Source organism: Flavobacterium sp. GCM10022190 (assembly GCF_042656445.1).
Classification (GTDB): Bacteria; Bacteroidota; Bacteroidia; order Flavobacteriales; family Flavobacteriaceae; genus Flavobacterium; species Flavobacterium nitratireducens.
The window spans coordinates 1-17400 of the sequence record NZ_JBHSOQ010000006.1 but is presented as its reverse complement, the minus strand read 5'-3'; the positions used below and the strand labels follow the sequence as shown (position 1 = coordinate 17400).

Genomic DNA, 17400 nt, shown 5'->3' with positions numbered 1-17400 from the left:
GTTTAAAATTTATATGGTAAAAGAGCGTAAGGTTTTACATTTTACGCTCTTTTTTTTATCTCTTTAAACTAAAATGTCCTTTGTATTCTTTGCCATCAGCTCGGGTAACAATAAACCAGTAATCGGTAGAAGGTAAAGGTTGGTTATTGAATAAACCGTCCCAAGAGGCATTGGGTAATAAATGTTTTAATAGTTTTCCGTATCGGTCAAATATTTTAATACTTATATTTTTTTCGTTATCCGAAAATTTAATTTTCCAGGTATCATTGAATCCATCTCCATTTGGTGTGAAAAAATGCGGATACATCAGCAAAAAGACGGTGTCAGTTGTAGAACCACATCCGTTTTTGTCTCTGATTGTCACTATATATTCAGCACTAATTACATTAGAAAATTCATTACTGTCCTGAAAATGGGTTCCATCAATTGAAAATTCGTAATCACCTTCTCCAGTTACGAATACTTTAATTGTGTTTTGATTGTCGGTCCAATCTTTTGTTTCAATTGAACTGATTGTAGCAATTGTGGATTTTTTTACTGTAAAATCTTTAGTGCTTGAGCAACTCATTGAATCGTAATTATTGGTTACAGTTACCGAATAATTACCTGGTGTTTGAATGTTTATGGTTTGGGAAGTTTCACCGGTTGACCATAGATACTCATCATTTCCTACTCCTGCATCTATAGTTATGGAACTGCCTTCGCAAATTGGAGTGATATCATTTATGGGAATGATTGGTTTAGTAAATAATTCTAAACTTAATTCGACTACTTGATGACAACTATTCGGAGAATCAATACGTACAAATATTATATGTGAACCAGTAATCAGACTATAATTGTTACTATTGTTGATTTTGTAACTATTAGTTTGGTTTTCGGCTCCTTCAAGAGTTGTATAATAGGTGAAATTATTATCGGAAGGATTTGAAATTAAGTTGGAATTATAATCTCTTAGATTGATGATTTCTTTACCATCATTATTATCATCACAAAATTCAACTTCATAATTGTTGGCATTAAGCGTATTGATTAATGTGGTTGTTATTGCTGTTTTATTTGCACTTTCACAACCATTAATAGTTTGTGTAGCATAATAGGTAGTGTTGTCACTAATGAGTGTTGAGTTCGAAATTTCAATATTCGAATTATTGTACCATTTAATGTTAGTTCCCGTAATTTCGATATCATTTAAAGTAGCATTTTGTGTACTGCAAAAACTTTGATTAGTATCACCAGTTGGAGCTACAGTGTTTTGAATGTTTACCAAAACAGCTATTCTATCACTTTCACAACCGTTAACAGTTTGTGAAGCATAATAAGTCACATCATCTTGCAATAAAGAGGTGTTGGGAAGTAAATTTCCATTGGTTAACGCATCATACCATTTAATGTTTTGTCCTGTAATAGCAATGTTGTTGAGAGATGCATTTTGTTGAATACAGTAGGTTTGGGGTGAGTTGGCAGTTGGTAGGGGCTGGCTTGTAATCGTAACAGTTTGATTCTGATTAACAGAATTTCCATTTCCATCATTGTAATTCCAAACTATTGTATAGGTTCCAGATAAATTATAGCTTAGTGGACTTGTAGTTGTTGCAGTAATTGTACCTGCACACGCATCTGTTGCGGTTGGGACTGTGGTTATAGTTGTATTACAATCTCCTGTTATTGTTGGGAGAGTGGCAAGATCAGGTATTGGAGCTTGATTGTCACCGATTAATACATCAACTGTTTTTGTATCGTCGCATCCTCCTGTTCCAGTAATTAAGCAACTGTATTGTCCGCTGTTTAAAGTTGATGTATTTGTAATTGTTGGATTTTGGTCTGTTGAAGTAAAACCATTTGGACCTGTCCATAAATAAGTTGTTCCTCCGGACGCTTTTAGTTCCAGGTCGTTTCCGATACAGACAGGGGAGTTGCTTGATGCTAATGCGCTTGATTCACAATCTTTAAATTTTATTAGATATGCATCATTACCAGAATTATACAGATTTGTTTGATGTGTATTTTGAGTAGATATATAATAAGCGCTACTAGTTGTGCCAGCTAAATATATATTACCATTGTTATCAGTCGCTGTAACATTTCCTGTGCTTCCACCAAAATCACCACCATAAAATGTTCCCCATTTTCTTTTCCCATTGTTGTCAAATTTTACTAAATAAGCTTGAACCCATCCATGATTATCTTCTTGATAAGCATTTGGAGTGGTTATTGAAGGATTATTTATATTAGTAGTACCTGTAAAATATAAGTCGCCGTTTTTTGAAACAGATCCTTTTAAAGTTTCTGAAAAAAAATATGTTCCCCAAATTTTATTTCCATCTGAATTAAACTTAAAAATGCAACCATTATTATACGTAGCCCAAAATGAATCATCATATGCTTCTTGGAAAACACCTGGTGTTGAAATATTTGATAAACTTTGAGTCCAACCAAAAGTATATAGATAATTATTAGAATCAATTCCTAGAGAGAATACATAGTCATGTTTTTCACCTCCAAAGTAATTACCCCAAATTCTATTTCCATTTGAGTCAAATTTTATTAAAAAACTATCTGCGTTAGAATGACTAGGAATGTTAGTTGTGTTTATTGTAGAAATATTATTTGAGCTTGAGGTAATTCCTGAAAAATATAGAAAACCATTTGAATCTATTTGAGAATCAGTAATGTAGTCATCATCTAAACCCCCATAATAAGTTCCCCATTCTCTATTTCCATCTGAATTAAATTTAGCAATAAATCCCTCACTAAAATAACCGTAAATTGGATTTAAATTAGGGTTGTTAATATTTATTTGATGAGCATTTGGAGTAGCTATTTTTTTATCTGCAAATGTTTCTCCAGATATATAGATTTTTTCTGATGAATCTATAGATAAGTTACTAATGCTACCCCAATAATAGGTACCCCATATTCTTTCACCATTAGCATCAAATTTTACAAAAAAACCTGCCAATTTTTGCCTTCCATCCTGAATAATTAAGTTAAAATCGGCTTCAAAACTACCAGTTGTAGAAATGTTATTGTCACTTAGTGTCTCACCTACAATATATACATTTTGATTATTTGAGACTTTTACTTGATATATATTGTCCGCTTTTCTACCTCCATAATAAGTACTCCAAATTCTTATTCCGTTAGAGTTAAATTTTACTAAGAAACTATCATAATCATAAATATTAGCAAAATAAATAATATTTGTTCCTGTAGTGGCAATATTTTCTGTACTATAAGTAATACCACTTAAATAAATATAATCATCTTTACAAAAGCTATATGTTGGCATTTCTCCATTTTCTCCCCCAAAATATGTACCCCACAATCTCACAGGCACTGGATCAATAATTAAAGTTTTTCCATTTTCAATGTTTGAAGTCTCAAAACCGTAAACATCTTTTTTGATTTTTTTATAAGTAGTGCTAACGTACTTTTTATTTTTACCATCCTCAGTCCAACTTGCGGGTAAAATTTCTTCCATCTCACCAAAACGAACTTGCATTTTGATTTTGTTATTGACTAATTCAGTTGGAGCACCATTAAATTTTAATTGAATATCAGAAGCTTTTCCGTTCGGATGTACTATAAAATTGTATTCAACAGCTTTTAAACTGTCTTTTGGTATGGAAAAAACGACATCAATGTTGGGGTAAATATTCTTGTAGGTGATTTGTTGGTATTGGTGTACATTAGTTATACCTTCAGGATGATTGGGAATATTATAGTAGTTATCATAGTCTTTAGATTTTTCATCAGTAATCAATTCAACATTGGGATTAGAATTAAGAAAATCAATGTCAATTCTATGAAAACTATATTCTAAGGTGTAATCGTCTTCCTTTTTAACTTTTTTTGAAATGGATGATAGAATGTTATTGTCTTCGATACGTTTTTTTACAGTAACTTTTTTAGTTTCATAAACATCATACGAAAAACCATTTTTTTTCAGTTGAACATTTAGTCCGTTAGTGTTCAGTAGGTATTTTACAGCATTGTTGGAATGTCCGTTTTGGTCAATTATTTGACCTTTGTTTTCTTTAAAGCCTAAAGAGGTATTCTTGTTTTGTGCAAAAAGATTTAGGGTAAAGAATAAAGTTATGATAATAGATTTGTAACTCACTTTGATGATTTGTTTAAATACAGTGTCAAAAGTAGTTAAATACTTGCATATTTTAAGTCAATTTGATGTATAAAAACTTTCAATCCACATTCAGAATAGAAACTAAAATTAAACTTTACTTTTGTGCCAAATATTTTTCTCAAAAATGAAGCTATTCCTCATAACACCTCCTTTTACCCAACTGAATACTCCGTATCCGGCAACGGCTTATATTAAAGGTTTTTTGAATACTAAGAATATTGAATCGGTTCAGGCGGATTTAGGAATAGAGGTGATTTTGAAGATTTTTTCGAAAGAAGGACTTCAGGATTTGTTTAAATCTATCAACCATCAACCATCAACAGACAACTCTAAGAGAATTATTGCCTTGCAAGACGAATACATCAAAACGATTGATTCGGTAATCTCTTTTTTGCAGGGAAAAAATCCAACCTTGGCTTTGCAAATTTGCCAGGAAAGTTATTTACCTGAAGCTTCTCGCTTTGCACAATTAGAAGAATTGGATTGGGCTTTTGGTACGATGGGAACTCAGGATAAGGCAAAACATTTGGCTACTTTGTATTTGGAAGATATCTCCGATTTTATTGTAGAATGTGTCGATGCTAATTTTGGTTTCAGTCGGTATGCGGAGCGTTTGGGGCGTAGTGCGAATTCTTTTGACGAATTGTATGAAGCTTTACAACAGGAACCTACTTATATAGATAATATACTTATTTCAATTCTTAAAGAACGTATCGAAACCATTCGACCTGATTTGTTTTTGATTTCGGTTCCTTTTCCAGGTAATTTATATTCGGCTTTTCGTTCGGCGCAATGGGTTAAAAAGCATTTTCCTGAAATCAAAATCTCAATGGGCGGTGGTTTCCCTAATACCGAATTGCGTTCTCTTTCGGATGTTCGTGTTTTTGATTTCTTCGATTTCATAACATTAGATGATGGTGAAGCTCCAATTGAAGAGCTTGTTAATGCTGTCACTTCGAGCGAAGTCGAGAAGCAATACAAACGTACTTTCCTTCTAGAAAATGGAAAAGTTGTTTATAAAAACAATTCCACGAAACCAGATTATAAGCAATCCCAGGTAGGGACACCGGATTATTCGGATTTATTATTAGACAAATACATTTCAGTTATCGAAATAGTGAATCCCATGCATCGTATGTGGAGTGATGGTCGGTGGAATAAATTAACTATGGCGCATGGTTGTTATTGGGGTAAGTGTACTTTTTGTGATATTTCATTAGACTATATTAAGGTATATGAACCTGTTGCTGCTAGTTTGTTATGTGATCGAATGGAAGAAATGATGGCGCAAACCGGAGAAAATGGTTTTCATTTTGTGGATGAGGCTGCTCCTCCGGCTTTAATGAGAGCGCTAGCTTTAGAAATTCTTAGACGAAAATTATCAGTAACCTGGTGGACGAACATTCGTTTTGAGAAAAGTTTTACTAGAGATTTAACCTTATTATTAAAAGCTTCTGGTTGTATAGCAGTTTCTGGCGGTTTAGAAGTGGCATCGGATAGATTATTAAAATTAATTGACAAAGGGGTTACGGTTGAACAGGTGGCTAAGGTAACCCGAAATTTTACGGAAGCAGGTATTATGGTTCATGCCTATTTGATGTATGGTTATCCTACTCAAACCGTACAGGAAACAATTGATAGTCTAGAAATGGTGCGTCAATTGTTTGAGGCGGGTATTTTACAGTCGGGCTTTTGGCATCAGTTTGCTATGACGGCTCATAGTCCTGTAGGATTGTATCCGGAAAAATTTGGTGTGATTAAAAATAGTGAAGAAATTGGAACTTTTGCTAATAATGATATCAATTACAAAGATTCGACAGGAATTAATCACGATAAGTTTAGCTATGGTTTGAAAAAATCACTCTTTAATTATATGCACGGAATTTGTTTTGATTATGATTTGCAAGAATGGTTTGATTTTAAAATACCTAAAACAAAAATTCATCCTGATTTTATTTTTGATGCACTTCAAGATGAAAATCAATTTAGCACAAAACCAGCAGCTAAGATTGTTTGGTTAGGAGGAAAGCCTACAGTAGATAGTATCGTTAAAACTAAAAAAGGAAGGTACTGGGAGATATTAGTAATGACTTTCCATGATAAAAAAGAAAGTTTTACAATTCAAACTAATAAAGCCGAAGGAGAGTGGTTAGCACAAATACTAGAAAAGATACAGTTAGGAAATACTAAAATCTACACTTTCCAAGAATTAAAAAATGATTTTGAGGTAAACTTAGTTGATTTTGAATTGTTTTGGTATTCAAAACCTATTAGTGTACTGAGAGAATATGGGCTTTTGGTTTTATAGCTTCTTGAATCGTTGTATTCTATAGCTATTTAACATTATTTTTTTTTATTAATCTTAATATATACGAGTCAACGATTATGTTGACTTTTTTTTTGCATTAATCGGATCTTATTAAGAAAATCAGAGTAAAGCTTATATTAAGCGTTTTTTATCGATTTATCAATTAATTAAAATTTTTAATTTATAGTTACCCCTGTGTAAAATAGGGGTGTTTTGGTTTTAACTGTGTTTTTTGTGTTGTTTTAGGTGTTTTTTGATGTTGTTTTTTGTTTTTAACTCTATTTTTTAAGGGGTATTTGTGTTTTTTGCTGTATGAATAATTGTTTTTTGGGGGTTGAAAAATAAAAAAAATGTATTTTTTTTTTGATGATTCAAATTATTTGATAATTCTGCGCTAAAAATGACAGAAAGTTGTGTTTTTTCGTTTTTCTAAAACTAAAAGTTGATAAATTTGCTTCAACAAAGAAGTTAAAAATGTATTAAAAACTGAGAATAATATGTTAATATCTTCTATAATGTGAAAATAATTTAAATAACCAAAACAACTTTTAAACATGAAAAAAGTAATTTTTATTTTAGCTCTAGCCCTTACAGGAAGTGTGACATTTGCTCAAGACACACCATTAGAAATTTCAGGTTCTGCGGATGTATATTACAAATATGATTTTGCAAAAACAGGAAATATTGGAACAAGTTTTGCTTCAGATCAAAATTCACTTTCTTTAGGTATGATCGATATCGCTTTAAAGAAAAAAACAGGTAAAACTTCTTTCGTGGGTGAGGTTTCTTTTGGACCTAGAGGGCAATATCAATCGATTCCAAATTCAGATGGGACTTACGATGAATCAGGAGCTAATTCATTCCACATTCAAAATTTATATGCCACTTATGCTGCAACTGATAAATTGAGTTTCACAGCAGGATATATGGGGACATTTATTGGATATGAAGTAATTTCTCCTTTAGCTAACTTCCATTATTCAACATCTTATTTGTTTACTAATGGTCCATTCCAAAATGCAGGGGTAAAAGCTAATTATGCTATCTCTGATAAAGTAGGAATTATGGTTGGAGCATTCAATAATACGTGGAATAACTACATGGCAAATCCTACTAAAGGTTTGAATAACATCGGTGCTCAGTTATCTTTAGCTCCAAGCGAAGGAATCTCTGCTTATTTAAATTTCATGGATGGTGCTGAAAGTGGAACTATCGTTGATTTAACAGCTACTTTCCAATTGACAGAGAAATTTAAATTAGGATTAAATGCAGCTGATTGGTCAGGTAATGGTGATAATGTTGGTTATACAGGATTCGCTTTATATCCTTCAGTAGCTGTAAATGATAACTTTGGTTTAGGTTTACGTGCAGAGTATTTTAAAGCTAAAGAAAATAGTGATATGTTTGGTTTATCTGCTGACAACTCTGTAACTGCTTTTACATTATCAGCTAACTATAAAGTAGGTGGATTGACTATCATCCCTGAGTTAAGATTAGATTCCGCTAAAGAAGATAACTTCTTTGATTCTGATATGGCTCCTACTAAATCAGCTACACAAGCTACAATAGGTGTGGTTTACGGATTCTAATAAATGAATCAATAGCAATAAAACATAATTTTTTTTTTACTGCCAAGGTACATTTCGAATGTGTCTTGGCAGTTTTTTTGCACTGTTTTTAACGAGAAGTTTGTAAATAAAAAAAGTTCTTTGTGTTTTACCTCAAAGAACTTTTTAAAATTAGTAACCGTTTATATTATTGTTTTAGAAAAATGGAATAAATGGTATTGATTGTATTTTGGTCTAAAACTGCATTGACTTCTTCGGGCATATAATGTAATTTAAAAGCAGTAATAGCAGCATTTAAGTTTTTTGTATCGTACCCAATGATGCGTAAAGCTAATTCTGGATTAAAATCTAATGGAGCTAATGGAAGTACCTCGTCTTTCCATACACCAAATCCATTTTCTGCAAGTGTTTTCCAAGGAAATAAAGCACTAGGATCTTTTTTTCTGGTTGGAGCAACATCCGAATGACCGATGATGTTTTGAGTGGGAATGTTATGATTTTTTTTCAACCTACTCAATAAAGCCATTAAACTTGTAATTTGTGCTTCAGAAAAAGGTTCACTTCCATTATTGTCTAATTCAATTCCTATCGATGCCGAATTAATATCGGTGTCTTTTCCCCAAGAACTTATACCTGCATGCCAAGCACGTAAATAATCATTTAGCATTTGTACAACATCACCATTGTCTCCTATTACATAGTGTGCACTAACTTTAGAACTTTCTTTTGTAAAGGTTTTTATCGTTTGTTGGATAGAATCCTGAGCGGTATGATGGATGATTATATAATTAGGTTTGCGTAAATTAAAGTTTACCGCACTAATCCATTCGGTATGAATTCCGTTGTTTAATTGGGTTGGTCCTGTTTTGAAAATACTGTCTTTAAAAGTATATAGCTGTTTTGAATAAACACTATCAATACTAATTGTTACTTTATTTACGATAGGTAATGGTTCAGGTTCTTTGGCAGATATTTGAACTTTTAGTGTTTTTAATTTCGTATCGTATTCTTTTTCACTCTTTTTATAGGGATTAGTAGAGCAAGCTGTTATTACAGCAATGGGTAATATATAACAAAATGGTTTAATCATCATTTATATTTACTTGTTTAAAGTAGCTTCTTGTTCTTCTTTCTTTGATTTTTTCTTTTTCTCTTTTTTGTTGTCTCCTTGGTCTTCTTTAAGAGCCTTGAATTTTACTTTCTGTTGGTCATTTAAATATTCGTTTATTTTACGTTCGTTGACTTCAAAAAGAATTTTAATCTCGTCTGATTTTTGTTGCTGACTTAATTTTTCGTCTTTAATAATTGCGGTTTGCGATTTAATAATGTCAGTGTATACATTTGCAATTGCAATTGATTGTAATTCGTCAAGATTTAATTCAGGCTTTAATTTCTCCATAATTTTACCTACAGTAACTTCAACAGGAATTTCTTTTGGTTTAGAATCAGGCTGGCTCATTTGGCTCATGCTGTTTCTGCCCATTCCATATCCACCATATCCACCATATCCTCCGTATCCACCTCCGCCGTATCCGTATTGTGCTTGAATAGAATTAAATGATAATAATAGTAACGCTAGTACAAAGAAAAATTGTGTCTTTTTCATGTTAATTAAATTTTAAAGTCAAGTTGCTTTTTAAGCAGGTTCACCGTATAAATCGTATTCTGTGGCATCAATGATTTTGATCATCGCAAATTCGCCTGTTTTTAGATAGAATTTACTAGCATCAATTAAAACTTCATTATCAACATCAGGACTGTCAAACTCTGTTCTGCCAATAAAGTGAGCGCCTTCTTTTCGGTCAATAATGCATTTAAATGTTTTTCCAATTTTTTCTTGGTTCAAATCCCAAGAAATCTGAGATTGCAATTCCATGATTTCATTAGCACGAGCTTGTTTTACATCATCTGGAACATCATCTTCTAATAAATATGCGTGAGTGTTTTCTTCATGTGAATAGGCAAAACAACCCATTCTATCAAATTTCATTTCCTGAACAAAATCTTTCAAAATTTCAAAATCTTCTTGAGTTTCTCCAGGGTAACCTACAATTAGCGTTGTACGAATAGCCATTCCTGGTACAGCGGCTCTAAAATCTTTTAATAGTTGAGTCGTTTTAGCTTGGGTTGTTCCACGACGCATTGATTTTAAAATAGAATCAGAAATATGTTGCAACGGAATATCGATATAATTACAAATTTTAGGCTCTCGTTTCATTAACTCTAAAACATCCATTGGAAAACCGGTAGGGAAGGCATAATGCAAACGAATCCATTCAATTCCTTCTACTTTTGCTAGAGCTTCTAATAATTCAGCCAGATTTCTTTTTTTATAGATATCAAGACCGTAATACGTTAAGTCCTGAGCAATCAAAATTAATTCTTTTACTCCGTCTCTGGCTAATCCTTCGGCTTCTTTAACTAATTTTTCAATAGGTTGTGAAACGTGTTTTCCACGCATAATTGGAATAGCACAAAAACTACAAGGTCTGTCACAGCCTTCGGCAATTTTTAGGTAGGCATAATTTTTAGGGGTTGTAGTAAGACGTTCACCTAATAATTCATGTTTGTAATCGGCACCCAAAGCTTTCAGTAACTGTGGTAATTCAGTTGTTCCGAAAAACTGATCCACATTTGGAATTTCTTTTTCCAAATCAGGACGGTAGCGCTCAGACAAACAGCCTGTGACAAAAACTTTATCAACTAAGCCTTTTTCTTTCTTATCAGCGTATTCTAAAATCATGTTCACTGATTCTGCTTTTGCATTATCAATAAAACCGCAGGTGTTGATGACAATAATATTGCCTTCTTTTTCCGCAGGGGCTTCATGTTCAACCTCTTTTCCATTAGCACGAAGTTGCCCCATTAATACCTCACTGTCATATATGTTTTTTGAACACCCAAGGGTGATTACGTTTATTTTGTTCTTTTTTAAAGACTTAGTTCTCATAGCTATGTAAATTGGATGGCAAAATTACGTTTTTTTATTCAAATTGTCTTGATGGCATTGGGGATTGTTCGCATTTCAAGTTTTCATAATCTACTTTCTGCTAATTTTTAAAAGAATATAGGTTTTTTTCAGTTGATGCTTTTTCCCTTTTACATTTTTAGTTGAAAAAAAACCGTCATGTTTTAAAAAAAGACAAGACGGTTGATGTTATCGATATATTTTAAAGGAATTATAATTCAAATAGAAGTGTGAATGTTACTGTGTTGTTTATTGAATTAATATTGGCTCCATCACTAAAACCTTGACTAAAGAAACCTTGATTTGAATTTCGTTTAGCATATGCATAGGATAAATTGGCTTTGGTTCCTCCGAAATTATACCCTAAACCAGCAGAATATCCAGTTAGGTCGCCCATAGTACTTTTGTTTTTATACGGACTGCCTTCAAAACGGTAACCTCCTCTTAAACTAAGCCTTTCAATTTTGTATTCACCTCCAATTCTTATTTCTGAAGCGGCAGTTAATTCGTTGGCTATATCCGAATTGATGAATCGGTTTCTACTATCATCTTCAATGGAATAATTAATTTTACTGTAGTCTTTGTAACTGTAATCAAAACTAATCAAGCCTTTTTTATTAAAAACTAACGCCATACTTCCAGTAATTTTTCCAGGTGTTTTTAGTTTGTAATCGTTGTATACTATTGTTCCGTCCGAATTAGGGTTATTAGTATTCGAAGTAGTTGCTGTTAAGTAGGTTGTAGTAATAAGATTTTGTCTTAATTCATCGTTTAATTTGTTCCAAGTAGGTGATTCGTATGAAATTCCTAAACGTAATTCATTATTGATTTTAGCAATCGCCCCTAGTTGAAATGAAAAACCAGAGCCGTAGGTATATAAGTCGTTTTCAAAAGAAACGGCTTTTAGGTCGTCAAAATTACTAGCATTTCCATTGTCTTCATAAAAAAGTGTGTTTTGTCTGAAGTCTGTAAAGTGAGAATTTAACGATAAACCAAGATACAATATGTCTTTGTATGAGGTAGCAGCATTAAAGGATAGTTTTCCGTTATATCCTTCAGAAATAATAGTGTTTTCTTGGTAGTAATTATTAGTGTTTGGAGAGGTGCCTACTGGTGCATTTGAAATGTATTCTACATTGTCGTCAGTATCTGAGATAGGATTGATTAAGTATCCTCTATATCCTAAATAGGCTTGTTGTTTTGCGTAGTTCAATTCAAAATAATTGTATTCTTTTAGCGTACCTAATGGAATTTCTTCTTGATTTCTAGCAGGATTAGCATTAGCATAACTTAAAAAATAGTTAGCGACCGAATTGGTTGGGTTAGTACCGAATGTTCTGGTAGTGTTGTTGAAATTATTAGTGTTCTCGTAGTTTATTGCTAAAGAGAATTTTTTCCAATTGGCTTTTGGATCGTAATTTTTGAATACAAAAACACCACCTGCCTGATTTAGATCAAGTGCGTTTTTTTTGCCAGTTAATTGACTTCCATAATATTCTGAATTGTTTTTGATATCAAAATTACTGAAAGAAAATCCGAGCTGGTTGTTTAAAAAAACAGCACTTCCAGCAGGATTTACATTTATAGATGATAAATCGCCACCTAAAGCACCAAACGCGCCACTCATTGCTCTAAAGCGAGCTGTGCCTGTTGAGTTGTCTTGAGCATATCGCAATCCGCTTACAACTTCTTGCGATTGTATAGTGTTAAAAGTAAGCCCTAATAGTATGAATAGATATTTTTTCATAGTTGAATTTTTAATAGTAGAAGTTGGGTGAGCTGTTTATCGTCTACTTCCTCCTGAAGATCTAGAAGTACCTCCGCTACTGCTTCCGCCTCCTCCACCATAAGATCTTCCGCTATTACCATTTCCATAGGAAGAAGAAGGGCTACTGTATGATCTTGTAGGTGTGTAGCTATCGTTTCTGGAATAGTTGCTGTTTTGGCTTTGTGTATTATTTCTTCTAGATGTAGACTCAGAAGTGTTAGTTGGAGCACTATAGGTTCTTCTAGTATTAAAATTGCTATTGTCTCTTGAATTGCTAAATCTGCTAGTTGAATAGGTTCTTTGTCTATCGTTTGAATAGTTTCTATCGTTTGTATAACTCCTGCTAGTAGAGTAATTTCTGGAAGTCGTATTGTAGCTTCTAGAATTCACTGCCTCATATCTTCTGCTTGGAGCGTATGAGTAATAAGTGTTTCTGTATGGGCGATTATAATAATAAGGATAATTATACCATCCGTAAGAATAAGGATATCCCCAGCCGTTATTCCATCCCCAGTTGTTCCAACCAAATCCGTAATTCCAGCCCCAATTATTGTATCCCCAATAGTTGTTCCAGCCCCAATTATTCCAACCCCAGTTATTAACGCCCCAATAGTTGTTCCAACCCCAATTATTCCATCCCCAGTTGTTAGAATAGATATTAATTATTGGGTCGGTATTATTATTTCCCCATCCAGCATAACTTATTTCGGAATTGTTATCCGTAGTTGAGTCAAAGCTATTATAGCTATCGATATCTGTAAAAGTATCAGATGATTCGGCATCATTTTGTAGCGAATTGAAATAATTTTTGTAGTATTCACTTGATGCTGTGTTCCTCTCTATAGGTTGGTAGTTGTCGGCAGTATAAATTCCATCGCTTTCATAATAAGAACTATTTTGAAAAGAACCACATGAAACCATAAAAAGGCTTAGTAATGCAAAATATAGATATTTCTGCACGTTTTGTGATGAAAAAATATTTGTTTTCATATCTGATGGGTTTTTTATTGTTGCACATTACAAAAATAGTTAGTTTTGCCAAACTATTTAGTTAAATAATACAAAACAAAATTTGTGCCAAAATATTCAATATGAGTAAGAACCTTACTACAAGATCAGAAGATTATTCGAAATGGTATAATGAGCTGGTTGTAAAAGCTGATTTAGCCGAAAATTCAGGAGTTAGAGGCTGTATGGTAATTAAACCGTACGGTTATGCAATTTGGGAGAAAATGCAAAGAGAATTAGATAGAATGTTTAAAGAAACAGGACATCAAAATGCGTATTTTCCATTATTTGTTCCTAAAAGTATGTTTGAAGCTGAGGAAAAAAATGCCGAAGGTTTCGCGAAAGAATGTGCAGTTGTAACTCATTATAGATTAAAGAACGATCCGGATAAACCAGGGAAGTTAATTGTTGATCCAAATGCTAAATTAGAAGAAGAGCTTATCGTTCGTCCAACCAGTGAGGCTATTATTTGGTCTACTTATAAAGGATGGGTGCAGTCTTATAGAGATTTACCTTTATTGATTAATCAATGGGCGAATGTAGTTCGTTGGGAAATGCGTACTCGTTTGTTTTTAAGAACAGCCGAGTTTTTATGGCAGGAAGGTCATACTGCTCACGCTACAAAAGCAGAGGCAATTGAAGAATCAGAGAAAATGATGAATGTTTATGCAGATTTCGTTCAGAACTTCATGGCTATTCCTGTAGTTAAAGGAGTGAAAACAGAATCAGAGCGTTTTGCTGGTGCTGTTGAAACCTATTGTATTGAAGCTTTAATGCAGGATGGAAAAGCGCTTCAGGCTGGTACTTCACACTTTTTGGGACAGAATTTTGCTGAAGCATTTGATGTGAAGTTTGCAAATGCCGAAGGGAAACAAGAATACGTTTGGGGAACTTCTTGGGGAGTTTCTACAAGATTGATGGGGGCTTTGGTAATGACACATTCAGATGATCAAGGTTTGGTGTTGCCTCCAAACTTGGCTCCAATCCAGGTTGTAATTGTACCTATATATAAATCAGACGATCAATTAAAAGCAATCTCTGCTGAGGTAGATAATTTAATTGCTGATTTACGTAAATTGGGTATTTCTGTAAAATTTGATGATAGAACAACTCAAAAACCAGGATTTAAATTTGCAGAATGGGAATTAAAAGGTGTTCCGGTGCGTATTGCTGTAGGTCCAAAAGATCTTGAAAACGGTACTTATGAAGTTGCGAGGAGAGATACTTTGACCAAAGAAGTCAAATCTAAAGAAGGAATTGCTGAATTTGTAGCGCAATTATTGGAGCGAATTCAATCGGATTTGTTTAATAAGGCATTAGATTATAGAGAGACTCATATTACTGAAGTAAATAGCTTTGAAGAGTTCAAAGATATTTTAGAGAACAAAGGAGGCTTTGTATCAGCTCATTGGGATGGTACTGCTGAAACTGAAGAGAAGATTAAAGAGTTGACTAAAGCAACCATAAGATGTATACCTTTGGATGGGGTAGAAGAGTCGGGAACCTGCGTATTTACTGGAAAAAAGTCTACTCGAAGAGTGTTTTTTGCTAAGGCATATTAAAAAAAAATATTTTTTTTTAGATAGCTATTGCGCAATTAAAAAACAGTTGTATCTTTGCAACCGCAATACAGAAATGCACTGCACAATGTAACGCAATGGTCCGTTCGTCTATCGGTTAGGACGCCAGGTTTTCATCCTGGTAAGGGGGGTTCGATTCCCCCACGGACTACAGATTGAAATATTGAAATAGAGTTCCTGTTTTATTAAAAGGAATTATGGTCCGTTCGTCTATCGGTTAGGACGCCAGGTTTTCATCCTGGTAAGGGGGGTTCGATTCCCCCACGGACTACAATTGTTCTGTTAAGAATAAATTGTTTGACTTAACTTAGAGGAATTTTTGGTCCGTTCGTCTAGGGGTTAGGACGCCAGGTTTTCATCCTGGTAACAGGGGTTCGATTCCCCTACGGACTACAGAATTAGTTGTGAAATAGTTTTATGAAACAAATATCAAGTGTCTCTGATGTGTGTTTTATTAGTTAAAACCAAAGTGATTGCTTTGTATAATGTGATTGTGGGAGGTTTTTCTTTTTTAGCTAATAGTTTAAAATAATTATTACAATTAAAAAAAAAATTAAAATGGCAAATCATAAGTCAGCTTTAAAAAGAATTAGAAGCAACGAGAAAAAAAGAGTATTAAATAGATACCAACACAAAACTACACGTAACGCTATTAAAGCTTTGCGTTTAGCAACTGATAAAGTTGATGCTACTGCGAAATTATCTACAGTAATCTCTATGATTGATAAGTTAGCTAAAAAGAATGTTATTCATGATAACAAAGCTTCTAACTTAAAATCTAAATTAACTAAATTCGTTAATAAATTGTAATTATACAATTTTAAGATATTTTGAAAGCCTTCTTGAAAAAGAAGGTTTTTTTTATTGAATTTGGTTTGTGTTTAGGGGTAGAACATTATCCTGATTCTCCAAACCAAAAAGATTTTCCAACAACGGTTTTAAACCCAGGTGAAACGTATAAAACAAAAACTGCTTTCAAATTTTCTACTAAGTAATATAGAGTAGTTTTAATCTTTATGACCCGTCTCGATTTGTCGAGGCGGGTTTTTTATTTGAAGCAATTTCCTGCTATCCGCTATATCTCTTGTGTTCACTATTGTTTCCACAAGAGGATGTTGCTGCTACCTGCCTCGCCGGCAGGCAAGGTCAGGGCTAGGGAAGTGGCTTAAGATGATGTTTGTGCTATTATACATAGTGTAGGATGATGGTTAATCTCTTGTTTTATGTCGTGTGATGACTGTTTAAGAACTCTTTTCTACTATAATATATAGTGTAGTCTTCCTTTTCTTGGCGATTTCTTAGTGGTCTTTGCGGTTAAAACGGCTTAATTGCTATAATATATAGTATAAAGAATCTTGTGTTCTTCGTGTCTTCTTAGTGTTCTTTGTGTTTATATTAATCTTAAAGAGTTAAAATTCCTACAAAACTGAAAAAACTTCAAAAATTAAATCGCATGTTATCAGTTGATTAAAAAATAAACCAAAAATAGTTTCAAAAAGTGCTTGTTTAATCGAATAAAGGTTCTACTTTTGCACCCGCAACAGCGAAAACGTTCCTTTAAATACAGACAAGCGATAAAGAGATAATCGAACGAAAGTTTGAAAAAAAGTTTCAAAAAAGCTTGTGAGATTTGAAAAAGCGATTTACATTTGCACCCCGCAAACGTGAGTTTATCGAGCTTGTTTTTAAATAAAAGTTAAGCGAGATAAAACATGCAAAGTTATTTGAAATATTGACAAGAGAAGAGGAGTTAAGCTTCGGTAAATAAATCGAAAAAAAACTTTAAATTTTTCTTGTGAGTAAAGAAATAAGTTGTAGTTTTGCAGCCGCTTTGAAAGATAAGCGAGAAACTGAAATAAATTCAGTTTAAAAACAAAAAGACACGTTCCTAGACATATTGAATTGACAGCCGTTTCGATGCAAATCGAAACAAATAAAATAAGAGTAATAGAATCGCGAGATTTGAATAAACCGATAGTAACTTGGAGTCAATATAAAATGATCCTGAAATTAATTCAGGATAAACAATATACGATGAAGAGTTTGATCCTGGCTC

At 33.2% G+C, this 17400-nt stretch carries 11 protein-coding genes and 3 tRNA genes; 8 read left to right on the top strand and 6 right to left on the bottom strand.

What is annotated here, in order from left to right:
* Positions 1-55: 55 nt before the first annotated feature.
* Complete coding sequence (locus ACFPTQ_RS15235; RefSeq protein WP_379778636.1) at positions 56-4123, bottom strand: T9SS type B sorting domain-containing protein; 4068 nt, start codon at positions 4121-4123, stop codon at positions 56-58.
* 145 nt (positions 4124-4268) lie between these two features.
* Between ACFPTQ_RS15235 and ACFPTQ_RS15230 the strand changes: the two genes are divergently transcribed.
* Together ACFPTQ_RS15230 and ACFPTQ_RS15225 are read left to right on the top strand one after the other, a co-directional pair.
* A complete protein-coding gene (locus ACFPTQ_RS15230) occupies positions 4269-6452 on the top strand; it encodes a B12-binding domain-containing radical SAM protein (protein ID WP_379778634.1) in 2184 nt (727 codons plus the stop codon).
* 554 nt (positions 6453-7006) lie between these two features.
* Complete coding sequence (locus ACFPTQ_RS15225) at positions 7007-8041, top strand: outer membrane beta-barrel protein (RefSeq protein WP_379778632.1); 1035 nt, start codon at positions 7007-7009, stop codon at positions 8039-8041.
* Between the two features lie 166 nt (positions 8042-8207).
* Here ACFPTQ_RS15225 and ACFPTQ_RS15220 read toward each other — a convergent pair whose 3' ends face one another.
* The 5 genes from ACFPTQ_RS15220 to ACFPTQ_RS15200 form a co-directional block, all read right to left on the bottom strand.
* A complete protein-coding gene (locus ACFPTQ_RS15220; RefSeq protein WP_278035254.1) occupies positions 8208-9113 on the bottom strand; it encodes an N-acetylmuramoyl-L-alanine amidase in 906 nt (301 codons plus the stop codon).
* Between the two features lie 6 nt (positions 9114-9119).
* Positions 9120-9626 carry a hypothetical protein gene (locus ACFPTQ_RS15215; protein ID WP_379778630.1) on the bottom strand — a complete coding sequence of 169 codons (507 nt, stop codon included), beginning with the start codon at positions 9624-9626 and terminating at the stop codon, positions 9120-9122.
* Positions 9627-9656: 30 nt separating this feature from the next.
* Positions 9657-10970 carry a 30S ribosomal protein S12 methylthiotransferase RimO gene (rimO, locus tag ACFPTQ_RS15210; RefSeq protein ID WP_278035256.1) on the bottom strand — a complete coding sequence of 438 codons (1314 nt, stop codon included), beginning with the start codon at positions 10968-10970 and terminating at the stop codon, positions 9657-9659.
* Positions 10971-11199: 229 nt separating this feature from the next.
* On the bottom strand, positions 11200-12735 hold the full coding sequence (locus ACFPTQ_RS15205) for an OmpP1/FadL family transporter (protein WP_379778627.1): 1536 nt from the start codon (positions 12733-12735) through the stop codon (positions 11200-11202).
* A gap of 36 nt (positions 12736-12771) precedes the next feature.
* Positions 12772-13746, bottom strand: a complete 975-nt coding sequence (locus ACFPTQ_RS15200) for a hypothetical protein (protein WP_379778625.1) — start codon at positions 13744-13746, stop codon at positions 12772-12774.
* 101 nt (positions 13747-13847) lie between these two features.
* Here ACFPTQ_RS15200 and proS point away from each other — a divergent pair, with 101 nt between their 5' ends.
* From proS to ACFPTQ_RS15170, 6 genes are all read left to right on the top strand, one after another.
* Entirely contained in the window at positions 13848-15326 is a 1479-nt protein-coding gene (gene proS / locus ACFPTQ_RS15195) for a proline--tRNA ligase (RefSeq protein ID WP_379778623.1), read from the top strand.
* 97 nt (positions 15327-15423) lie between these two features.
* Positions 15424-15495: transfer RNA gene (locus tag ACFPTQ_RS15190), tRNA-Glu, on the top strand.
* A 48-nt stretch (positions 15496-15543) separates the two neighbouring features.
* A tRNA-Glu gene (locus tag ACFPTQ_RS15185) sits at positions 15544-15615 on the top strand.
* A gap of 50 nt (positions 15616-15665) precedes the next feature.
* A tRNA-Glu gene (locus tag ACFPTQ_RS15180) sits at positions 15666-15737 on the top strand.
* A gap of 165 nt (positions 15738-15902) precedes the next feature.
* Positions 15903-16154 (top strand): 30S ribosomal protein S20, encoded by a 252-nt coding sequence (gene rpsT / locus ACFPTQ_RS15175; protein WP_379778621.1) that lies wholly within the window; start codon positions 15903-15905, stop codon positions 16152-16154.
* Positions 16155-16174: 20 nt separating this feature from the next.
* Positions 16175-16339 (top strand): hypothetical protein, encoded by a 165-nt coding sequence (locus ACFPTQ_RS15170; protein ID WP_379778619.1) that lies wholly within the window; start codon positions 16175-16177, stop codon positions 16337-16339.
* Positions 16340-17400 lie beyond the last annotated feature (1061 nt).